Origin of the sequence: Salibaculum halophilum, from assembly GCF_002094885.1 — a bacterium.
Taxonomy (GTDB): Bacteria; Pseudomonadota; Alphaproteobacteria; order Rhodobacterales; family Rhodobacteraceae; genus Salibaculum; species Salibaculum halophilum.
Genome location: NZ_MSIT01000025.1, coordinates 1 through 9089, shown reverse-complemented (window position 1 = coordinate 9089; position 9089 = coordinate 1). Strand labels below are relative to the sequence as shown.

General features: G+C 66.4%; 8 protein-coding genes and 1 pseudogene. 5 read left to right on the top strand and 4 right to left on the bottom strand.

The window, feature by feature from the left end; all coding sequences use genetic code 11:
- Positions 1-1081: pseudogene (locus tag BU124_RS12515) on the bottom strand (hypothetical protein); the annotation flags it as partial.
- Positions 1082-1195: 114 nt separating this feature from the next.
- Here BU124_RS12515 and BU124_RS12510 point away from each other — a divergent pair.
- Both BU124_RS12510 and BU124_RS12505 read left to right on the top strand, forming a co-directional pair.
- Positions 1196-1759: an LOG family protein gene (locus tag BU124_RS12510; protein WP_084863919.1), complete on the top strand. Its 564-nt coding sequence runs from the start codon at positions 1196-1198 to the stop codon at positions 1757-1759.
- 67 nt (positions 1760-1826) lie between these two features.
- Positions 1827-2738 (top strand): endonuclease/exonuclease/phosphatase family protein, encoded by a 912-nt coding sequence (locus tag BU124_RS12505; protein ID WP_084863918.1) that lies wholly within the window; start codon positions 1827-1829, stop codon positions 2736-2738.
- 55 nt (positions 2739-2793) lie between these two features.
- Here BU124_RS12505 and BU124_RS12500 read toward each other — a convergent pair whose 3' ends face one another.
- Complete coding sequence (locus tag BU124_RS12500) at positions 2794-3393, bottom strand: superoxide dismutase (protein WP_084863921.1); 600 nt, start codon at positions 3391-3393, stop codon at positions 2794-2796.
- A gap of 281 nt (positions 3394-3674) precedes the next feature.
- Between BU124_RS12500 and BU124_RS12495 the strand changes: the two genes are divergently transcribed.
- The 3 genes from BU124_RS12495 to BU124_RS12485 are packed head-to-tail and all read left to right on the top strand — an operon-like array spanning position 3675 to position 7362.
- Positions 3675-5534 carry a glycosyltransferase family 2 protein gene (locus BU124_RS12495; protein ID WP_245831695.1) on the top strand — a complete coding sequence of 620 codons (1860 nt, stop codon included), beginning with the start codon at positions 3675-3677 and terminating at the stop codon, positions 5532-5534.
- A gap of 8 nt (positions 5535-5542) precedes the next feature.
- The gene (locus BU124_RS12490) at positions 5543-6562 is read left to right on the top strand and encodes a glycosyltransferase family 2 protein (protein ID WP_084863917.1); all 1020 of its coding nucleotides are present in this window, start codon (positions 5543-5545) and stop codon (positions 6560-6562) included.
- Complete coding sequence (locus tag BU124_RS12485) at positions 6559-7362, top strand: hypothetical protein (RefSeq protein ID WP_084863916.1); 804 nt, start codon at positions 6559-6561, stop codon at positions 7360-7362. The genes BU124_RS12490 and BU124_RS12485 overlap by 4 nt, the downstream gene beginning before the upstream one ends.
- A gap of 9 nt (positions 7363-7371) precedes the next feature.
- Here BU124_RS12485 and BU124_RS12480 read toward each other — a convergent pair whose 3' ends face one another.
- On the bottom strand, positions 7372-8364 hold the full coding sequence (locus BU124_RS12480) for a glycosyltransferase family 2 protein (RefSeq protein ID WP_084863915.1): 993 nt from the start codon (positions 8362-8364) through the stop codon (positions 7372-7374).
- Positions 8365-8438: 74 nt separating this feature from the next.
- A complete protein-coding gene (locus BU124_RS12475) occupies positions 8439-8993 on the bottom strand; it encodes a sarcosine oxidase subunit gamma (protein WP_084863914.1) in 555 nt (184 codons plus the stop codon).
- Between the last annotated feature and the right edge of the window lie 96 nt (positions 8994-9089).

The window sequence follows — 9089 nt, the reverse complement described above, 5'->3', positions numbered from 1 at the left end:
TGGCCACCTCGGGCGCGGGGGGCCGGGCGGCCTCCGTCCCGGTTTCGGCCTTTGGCACCGGCTGCGGCTGCGTCTCGGGTTCTGGCACGGGCCCGGCCCCGGGGGGCGTCGGGGCGGTATCGTCCCCGCCGGCGGGCGGCGGGTCGGCCCGGAGGTCAGGCGCCGTTGCCTCGGCCACGGCCACGGGCGGTTCCGCGGCAGGGTCGGGCGCGCGGGTCTCCGTCGGCTCTTCGCGATCCTGATCTGGGGGCGTGGACGGATCGGCACTGCCGACTTGCGCGCCGTCGGACGCGGCGCCAGCCGGGTCGAGGTCCGCGGGCCGTGTGTCGGAGGCGGGGGCGGCCTGCGCTGCCGCTTGCCGTTCCGCCTCCGGGGTGGGGTCGGGCTGCGCCGCCGCTTGCCTAGCTGCATCCGGGGCGGGGTCGGCTGCCCGGCCGGGGTCGGTCGCGATGCCCGATAGATCGGCGTCGGACCTTTCGGGCCGCTGCGGCCCCCCGGGGGATGGCCCGCCTTCGACCGGGGCCGCGGACCCGGGCAGGCGCGGTGTGGGCGCGCCGCCGGTCTCCGCGCTGGCGACGACCGGTGCCTCGGCCTCTGGATCGGGTGCCGGCGCCGGGTTGGCCCCGATCACATAACGTTCGGCCGAGCGCCGGGCGGCCCCCTCTGGATCGGCCACGAAGGCGAGCATCCGGGGATCGTTGGAATAGCCCAGGTCGGGGAAGGACTGAAAGCTGCCCGAGGCGTCGGAAGTCACCCGGTCCACCTCGGTTCCATCCACGATCACGGCCACCTCGGCGCCCGGTTCGGCCCGCCCGAAGATCAGCGCCATGCCGTCGGCCTCGACCGCGAGCTGGGCCAGGCGAGGCCCCGGCGGCGGGGTGGCCGCCCCGGCAGGCGGCTCTGCGTCCTCGGCCGGGGCGGCGGCCGCGGGGGTATCGCCGGGCGGGGCGGCCTGTTCCACCGCACTCGCACGGGGCGCGTCGCCCGGGTCCACCTCGGGCAACGGCCGCAGGACGAAGGCGGCGGCCACCGCGCCGGCGGCAACGCCGCCGCCCAGCAATATCACAAGCTTGTCGTTCACCTGGTTCCCATCCGCGGCGGCGCATCCCCGGGGCCGCCTTCCAATCCATTGGCAAACCTTATCAACCCGCTTAACAGGGGTCAAAACAATCCCCGTTCGACCGAGGTGCCCGCGATGACCCCTGCCCCCGTTTCCGTCTGCGTCTACTGCGGGTCCCGCGACGGGGCCGACCCGGCTTATGCCGCGGCCGCCGAGGCGACCGGCACGATGATCGCCGATCGCGGCTGGCGGCTGGTCTACGGGGCGGGCGACGTCGGGCTGATGGGGCGCGTGGCGCGTGCCGCCCAGGCCCGGGGCGGGCAGACCCTGGGCGTGATCCCCGCCCATCTGCTCGCGCGCGAGGTGGGCAAGCGCGACCTGACCACGCTGATCGTCACCGAGACCATGCACGAGCGCAAGAAGGTCATGCTGATGAACGCCGAGGCGGTCGTGGTCCTGCCCGGTGGCGCGGGCAGCCTGGACGAGTTCTTCGAGGTGCTGACCTGGGCGCAGCTGGGGCTGCACGCCAAGCCGATCTTCCTGCTCAACACTGCCGGTTACTGGGACCCGCTGGTCGCGCTGGCCGAGCAGATCGTTGCGCAGGGCTTTGCCGATGCCGGCCTGCTGGCGCTGTTCAAAGTTGTCGGCGATGTTTCCGCGCTCGAGGCCGGGCTGGCCGCTGCGCTGAACAGCGCCTGAGGGGCGTGGATCACGCTTGCGCGATGCGGACTGGCGCCACGGCGCCGCGCCCGGCAGGATAATCGCCATGATACGCCGCATCCTCAAGGCCCTCGCCGGGCTGAGCCTCGCCACGCTGCTGCTGGCCTGCGGGGCGCATATCGTCAACTCGGGCGACGAAAGCCTGCCGCCTCGGCCCGAGGATGCCCTGCGAGTGGCCACCTTCAACGTGCATTATATCGTCGAGAATGGTGACGGCGGCCCGTGGTCCGTGCCCGGATGGGAGCGGCGCAGGGGCCCGATGGCGGCTGCGGTCAAGGCGATTGCGCCAGATATCCTGGCCTTGCAGGAATCCGAGACCTTTCCGGCCACGAACCGCGACGGCACCAACCTGACGCTCGATTACCTGCTGGATCGCACTCCCGGCCTCGCGGCGGCGGCCAAGGGCGACCCGGCCGAATTCCCCTCGACCCAGCCGATCCTCTACCGCACCGACCGGCTGACGCTGATGGACGAGGGCTGGTTCTTCTTTTCCGACACCCCGAACGTGATCTATTCGCCCACCTTCGACGGGTCCTGGCCCGCCTTTGCCAGCTGGGCCGAGTTCCGCGCGCCCTCGGGGCAGGTGTTTCGCGTGGTCAACGTGCACTTCGAATACCGCAGCGGGTCGAACCGGCTGTTGTCAGCGGCCCTCGTGCGCGACCGCATCGGCCCGGTGATCACGAGCGGCACCCCGGTGCTGCTGATGGGCGACATCAACGCGCTGCACGGCTCAAGGACCATGGCGCGGCTGGAACAGGCCGGGCTGGACTTCCTTCCGGTGGACGGGGCGACCTACCACTTCAACCGCGGGATCAACCTGTTCGGCGCCATCGACCACATCGCCCATTCCGACGGGATCGCCCCGGCGGGCGATCCTGTCGTGCTGCGCCGCCGGTTCGGCGCGACTTGGCCCAGCGATCACTACCCGGTGGTGGCCGATATTCGCCTGCGCCAATGAAACGGGGCCGGCCGTTGCCCGGCCGGCCCCAGTGGCTGTGCGTCGCGCGGGCCGGTCACATGCGGCTGGCGACGTTTTCCCAGTTGACAAGGTTGTCGAGGAAGTTCTGCAGGTAGGCCGGGCGCTTGTTGCGGAAGTCGATGTAGTAGGAATGCTCCCACACGTCGCAGCCCAGCAGCGCGGTCTGGCCGAAGCACAGCGGGTTCACGCCGTTCTCGGTCTTGGTGATCTTGAGGCTGCCGTCGGTGTCCTTGACCAGCCAGGCCCAGCCCGAGCCGAACTGCCCGGCCCCGGCGGCGGCGAACTGCGCCTTGAAGTCGTCGATCGAGCCGAAGGTGTCGACCAGTGCCGTTTCCAGCTCGCCGGGCATCTTGCTCTCGCCCGGGGTCATCATTTCCCAGAACTGGTTGTGGTTCCAGTATTGCGAGGCGTTGTTGAAAATACCCGACTGCGCCACCGCCGTCGGGTCATAGGTGCCCTTGATGATCTCCTCGACGGACTTGCCCTCCCACTCGGTGCCGGCGATGGCCTTGTTGCCATTGTCGACATAGGCCTTGTGGTGGATGTCGTGGTGATATTCCAGCGTCTCGGCGGACATGCCCTTGGACGCCAGCGCGTCGTGGGCATAGGGAAGATCGGGAAGGTCGAATGCCATGGTGGTCCCCTTGTATCGGTTCATTCACGTTATCTTGCCTAACAAAGCCTTGTGGCCCCTCAGGTCAAGCACCGACGCGCTCAAAATACGCCGCTGGTTGCCCCGAATATGTCCGGATCGGTAGACTTTCGCCGTCTTTTTGTTATGGTCTCGCCTAGGTGTCCCGCTCAAGAGGACACCGGGAGCGTGACGCCCCTCACAACGAACCGAGCAGGTGACCAAGTGACCTTTTGCCGAACGGCCCGGCCCGCGCCGACCAGTCTCCGGACCGGTGGCGCGTGATGGCCAAGCACACCTATACCATACTGTCCATGATGAAGGACGAGGGCCATTCGCTTGTCGAATGGGTGGCGTACCACACCCACCTGGGCTTTGATAACATCGTCGTCTACACCAACAACTGCTCGGACGGCACCGATGACATGCTGATCCGACTCGAAGAGATGGGCTGGGTCCAGCATTTTCGCAACGACGTGCCCGAGGGCAAGAAGCCCCAGCCGAACGCCCTGTCGCTGGCCTCGCAGAACCCCGAGGTAATCGACAGCGAATGGATCCTGACGATGGACGCGGACGAGTTCCTGTCGATCAAGGTCGGGCGCGGATGGATTTCCGACATCGTCGAACGCATGGACCCGGCCGCCAGCGCCATGGCGATCACTTGGCGGTTTTTCGGCTCGAACGGGATCAGCGAATGGAACCCGGGCCTGGTGATCGAGAACTACACCCGCGCCGCGCCGGACATGTTCAAGAAGGGCTGGGGCGTAAAGACACTGTTCAAACCATTCCGAGACATGAAGCTGGGCATCCACCGCCCGCATATCAAGAAGGCCAAGCAAGAACCTGAAAACGCGAAGCGGCTTTTCGACCAACTCTGGCTGAACGGCTCGGGCGATCCGATGCCAGACGAGTTTTCGCTCTCGGGCTGGCGCTCGACCAAGCCGACCCTGGGCTACAAGTGGGCGGAACTGAACCACTACGCCGTCAAGTCCTACGAGGCCTACCTGCTGCGCCGGGTGCGCGGCAACGTCAACAACAAGCCCGACAAGTACAACGACGCCTATTTCGCGATGTTCGACCGCAACGAGGAAGAGCATACCAACGTCCAGCGCCACCTGCGCGGCACCAAGAAACGCATGGCGAAGATCCTGTCGGACCCGGTCATGCGCGATCTGCAGGACAGGGCGCTCGCGTTCCACCGCGACCGCGTCAGGATCCTGCGCGAGGGTGGCGAATACGATACCTGGCTGGCCGAGTTGAAAGAAGCCGCGAAAGTCCCCATCGACGCGCTCGACGAGGTTCTCTTCGTGCAGCACCTGCCCAAGGAGTGGCAGGAAAAGGTCAAGGAGCTTCAGGCCCAGGGAGTCCCCGACAAGCAGATCGCGAAGATGATCTCGCAGACGCAGACCGCCAAGAAAGGCGAGACGCGCCAGGAATTGCTGCGTGCCGCCGGGCACAACCCCGAAGACAGGCTTGACTCGCATTCGTTCAAGGCGCGCGGCGACGGTGACGCGGAGAACCTCGACAATCCGTTCATGGGCACAGAGGCGGCGGACGGGCTGGGCGTGCCGCTGACGCAGGAACGCACGCAGAAGATCGCGCTTGCAGCCCAGGCCGCCGGGGGCGACGACCCGCGCGCGGCCGACCTTCTAAAAAAGGCCGAGGCGGCGAAAAAGGCCCTGGCTGCCGAGCAATCCCGGCGCGCCGCGCCGCCCGCCGCCGAAGCCTCGCCCGAGGCCGAGGCGCCCACCACCGAGGCGACGGTGGACATCTCCGACCCGGCCCCGCCCATCAACCACATCCTCGACGCGGCCACCTTGAGTGTCTCGGAAGGGGTGCAGAGCCCGCCCGACACCGTCCCGAAACCGACGGGCCCCGAGGCGGCCGCAACGTCGGGCAGCGGATCGGGCACGGCACCGCGGGCAAAGACCAAGTCCGCCCCGACCAAGGGCCGCGGGGCCGGGGCCGCCGGATCGAAATCCGGCCGCGCGACATCGACCGGCAAGGCCGCCAAGGCCAAGTCCGGGGGCACGTCGTCCGGCAAGGCCTCTGGCACGACCAGCTCGAAATCCGCCGCCAAGTCGCGAACGACCAAATCCACTAGCCGCAGGTCCGCCAACCGGTCGACCTCGGCCAAGTCATGAGGCCGCCCATGGCCACTGCCCCGACACCCCCCGACGCCGGCCGCAAGGTCCTCGTTTCGACCATGAAGAACGAGGGCCCCTACCTGCTGGAGTGGCTGGCCTATCACAAGTCCATCGGCATCGACGAGTTCTGCCTGTTCTCGAACGACTGCACGGACGGCACGAACCTGATCCTCAACCGGCTCGACCAGATGGGTGTCGTCCGGCATTTCGACAACCCGCTGGGACCGCGGATGGACCCGCAGCGCCGCGCCTACAGCCGTGCGGGCAAGACCGACTGGGTCCGCAGTGCCGACTGGGTGCTGATCGTGGATGCCGATGAATTCCTCAACGTCCACGTGGGCGACGGCAGCGTCGATGCCCTCATCGACCATTGCGGCGCCCCCGATGCCATCTCGGTCAACTGGCGGCTCATGGGCTCCTGCGGGGCGGCGCACTGGGACCCGCAGGCGCTGGTCACCGAGCGGTTCACAAAGGGATCGACCTTCGAAACCCCCGAGAACGGGCTGGTCTGGGGCTTCAAGACCCTCTTCCGCCCCGCCTCTTTCGATTTCTTCGGTGTCCACCGTCCCAAGTTCGAAAAGGACCGCGAGCTTACCGAGGACCTGGCGACCTGGACCAACGCCGACGGCAAGCCGATGGGCGGCAACATCCTGCAGAAGGGCTGGCGCGGCAACGCCGAGAATGTCACCGGACAGGGCGCCCAGGTGAACCACTACGCGATCAAGAGCCGGGAGGACTTCCTTCTCAAGCGTCTGCGCGGAACGGCCAACTCCAAGAACAAAGACCGGATCGACATGGACTACTGGAAGACCTACGACATCAACACCAACGAGGACCGTTCGATCCGCACCGAGGGCATACGCCCGCAGATGGACGAATGGTTGCAAGATGCTGACCTCGCCGCGCTGATCCGGGCCTGCCACGACTGTTCGCGCAGGGTGCTGGATTATCAGTTGCAGGTGCCCGAGTTCCGCACCTTCATCGACACCGGGATCTTCGAACCGATGAAGGAAGCGGCCGAATGACCGCGCGATTTCTGTGTATCGGCACCCACCACAAGACCGGCACGGTCTGGATGCGGCGGACCTTTCACAAGTACGCCACCGACAGCGGTATCCCGGTCATCCGGTTTTCCAAGCCCGGCACCATCGAGGAACTGCCGAAGACCGGTCCGGCCCTTGTCGTGAACTGGGAGTCGCGTTTTCCGATGAACATGCTGCGTCATCCCGAGGCGCGGTTCCTGCACATGATCCGCGATCCGCGCGACGTGCTTCTGTCGGGGCAGCGCTACCACCTCGACGCGCCGCTGGGCAACGAGAAGTGGCTGGGCCGCCCCCGCGACGAACTCGGCGGTGAAAGCTACCAGTCACATATCCAGCGGCTACCGACGCGGATCGATCAGCTCTTGTTCGAGATGGCGGGCCGCCACGACGAGACGCTGATGGAAATGTTGTCCTGGCCCTACGGCCATCCGGGCGCGGTTGACCTGCGCTACGAGGACATGATCGAGGATCACGACTGTGCACGCTTTCGCGCCGCACTGGAAAAGCTAGACGTCGATGGGTTCGACACCGACGGCGTGGCCGCCTATTACTGGCGCCACAGCCTGTTTGGTGACCTCTCCGATCCCGCTCAGGTCAAGCCCAACGTCAAGGCGCACGTGGTTTCTGGCGCGGCGCGGCAATGGGAAACGCAACTCCCGCGAGAGGTGGCCGAACCCTATGCGCGCCGTTACGGCCCCGCCTTGCGCGCGCTGGGCTATGCCGAGGATGACAGCTGGGTCAAACTCTGCCGTCCCGAGGCCGAAATCGAAAAGGCCGCCTGACCCGTTCCCTTAGGTCCGTTGTGCCAAGACGCCGGGGTTGTCGCGGCAGTGCTGGTCGATCCGGCGTAGCAAGTCATTGATCGCGGGACTGTCGCGCAGTTCGGAAATTTTGTCCTTTGCCCGGGCGACTGCGGCGGTGTGCAGGCGGCCGAGTTCGGCATCCTCTAGCAATTCATCGCGATACTGTGTGACGGGATCGACCCAGCGGGTAATATTGTCATCACGCAGATCGTTCTGATCGTAGCGGCGCCAGTAGGACATGTCATAGCCCTCCTCGGGGTGGTTGGCATTACCCCTCGCGATCTTGAGCAGGAACGACTCGACCGAGCGCAGCGCATAGTGATTGAGCTGAACCAGATCGAAGCCGTAATGCGGGGCCTTAAGGCTCTTGATATCCGATGTCAGGTCAGCATCCGGCGGCAGCGGATGGCCAGAACCGTTGACCGGGCGCACGCCAGCCACGTCTCCGGGGGCGAACACCGGGGAATGGTTGTGCCACTCCCGCGGGTTGGCCACGCGATGCGTCAAGGTTTTGGTGCCACGCCGGTTGATGCGGCGGTGGTAGGGGGTTTCCTTGTCCCAAGCATACCTGAACTGGTCGATGAGCAGGCGGTCCTCAAAGCGTTCCACGCCGCCATGCCCGAAATTATGCTGGTTCATAACGATCATGTTGGAGTCGCCGGTGGCCGCGAAAAGATCCACCAGCCGCCCTTGTCCGGCGTTGACGCAGATGAACTCGTCCACGTCGAGGCTGACAACCCAGTCCGACCGGCGCAATCGCGGCAGACCGTTGGCATAGCGTATGACCTGCAGGTGATACTTGGTCCGCCCCGTCATGAAAGCGGGGTTGGGATAGTGCCGCAGCACGCCCATCTCGTCGAGGCGTTCCAGCATCTGGTCGGTGCCGTCGCTGCAATCATTGGTAAAAACGAGAATGTCGTTGACACCGATCAGCCGGTGGTAGGCGACCCATTCCAGCAAGAACGGCCCCTCGTCCTTCATGGTCGTGATTGAGGAAATACGCACCTGTCCTGCCCCTTTTTGTCCAGCCGGGCCAGATCGCGCTTGCTGTCGCTTTACTCGGCGACTCCGGCCAGGAAGCCGACCGCCCCAGCCTGCACGGAGGCAGTTAGCAAATCCAGCGCGTAACGGTCAACGGAGCGAAAGCAGATCACCCGCAGCGCGTGGTCGGGCTCCATCCAGATGGCCGCGGCGATCTGCGCCATGCGGGTGCGGCGGAAAGTGCCGGGGGCAAATGCCGCTGGCCCCATGTCCACGGGGCAGAGCTTGGCGATGACCTCGCGCGCGTCGGGACCCTCGACGGCAAAGAGGCTGCGCGCGTCCGAGACATCGACGGCCAGGTGGTGCTCTCCGGCCAGCGCGGTGTCGATCCGCGCGATCGCGTCGCCGACCTGCGCGTGCGGGACCAGCACCAGCAGTTCGTCCGGCGACATCCACAGCACGCCGGTTTCGCCCTCCACGTTGGCCTGACCCGGCCCCGGCAGGCCCTGCCCGGAGATCTGCGTGCAGACATCGCGCAGGCTGTCCGAGGCCAGGTCGCCGCGCAGGGTTATCATGCCCTGCGGGCCCAGTTGGCGCACGGTTGTCGGGGGTGTGGTTGTCTCAGGCATTCTGCTTCTCCCCCTCAGGGTCGTAAAAGAGCGTGCTGACGATCCGGGCGGGCAACTCTGTGCCGTCGGTGCGCACGAAGGTTACCGTCTCGCCCA

Coding starts and splice junctions, on each gene's coding strand:
- BU124_RS12510 (WP_084863919.1), top strand. CDS start 1,196: ATGACCCCTGCCCCCGTTTCCGTCTGCGTCTACTGCGGGTCCCGCGAC.
- BU124_RS12505 (WP_084863918.1), top strand. CDS start 1,827: ATGATACGCCGCATCCTCAAGGCCCTCGCCGGGCTGAGCCTCGCCACG.
- BU124_RS12500 (WP_084863921.1), bottom strand. CDS start 3,393: ATGGCATTCGACCTTCCCGATCTTCCCTATGCCCACGACGCGCTGGCG.
- BU124_RS12495 (WP_245831695.1), top strand. CDS start 3,675: ATGGCCAAGCACACCTATACCATACTGTCCATGATGAAGGACGAGGGC.
- BU124_RS12490 (WP_084863917.1), top strand. CDS start 5,543: ATGGCCACTGCCCCGACACCCCCCGACGCCGGCCGCAAGGTCCTCGTT.
- BU124_RS12485 (WP_084863916.1), top strand. CDS start 6,559: ATGACCGCGCGATTTCTGTGTATCGGCACCCACCACAAGACCGGCACG.
- BU124_RS12480 (WP_084863915.1), bottom strand. CDS start 8,364: ATGAAGGACGAGGGGCCGTTCTTGCTGGAATGGGTCGCCTACCACCGG.
- BU124_RS12475 (WP_084863914.1), bottom strand. CDS start 8,993: ATGCCTGAGACAACCACACCCCCGACAACCGTGCGCCAACTGGGCCCG.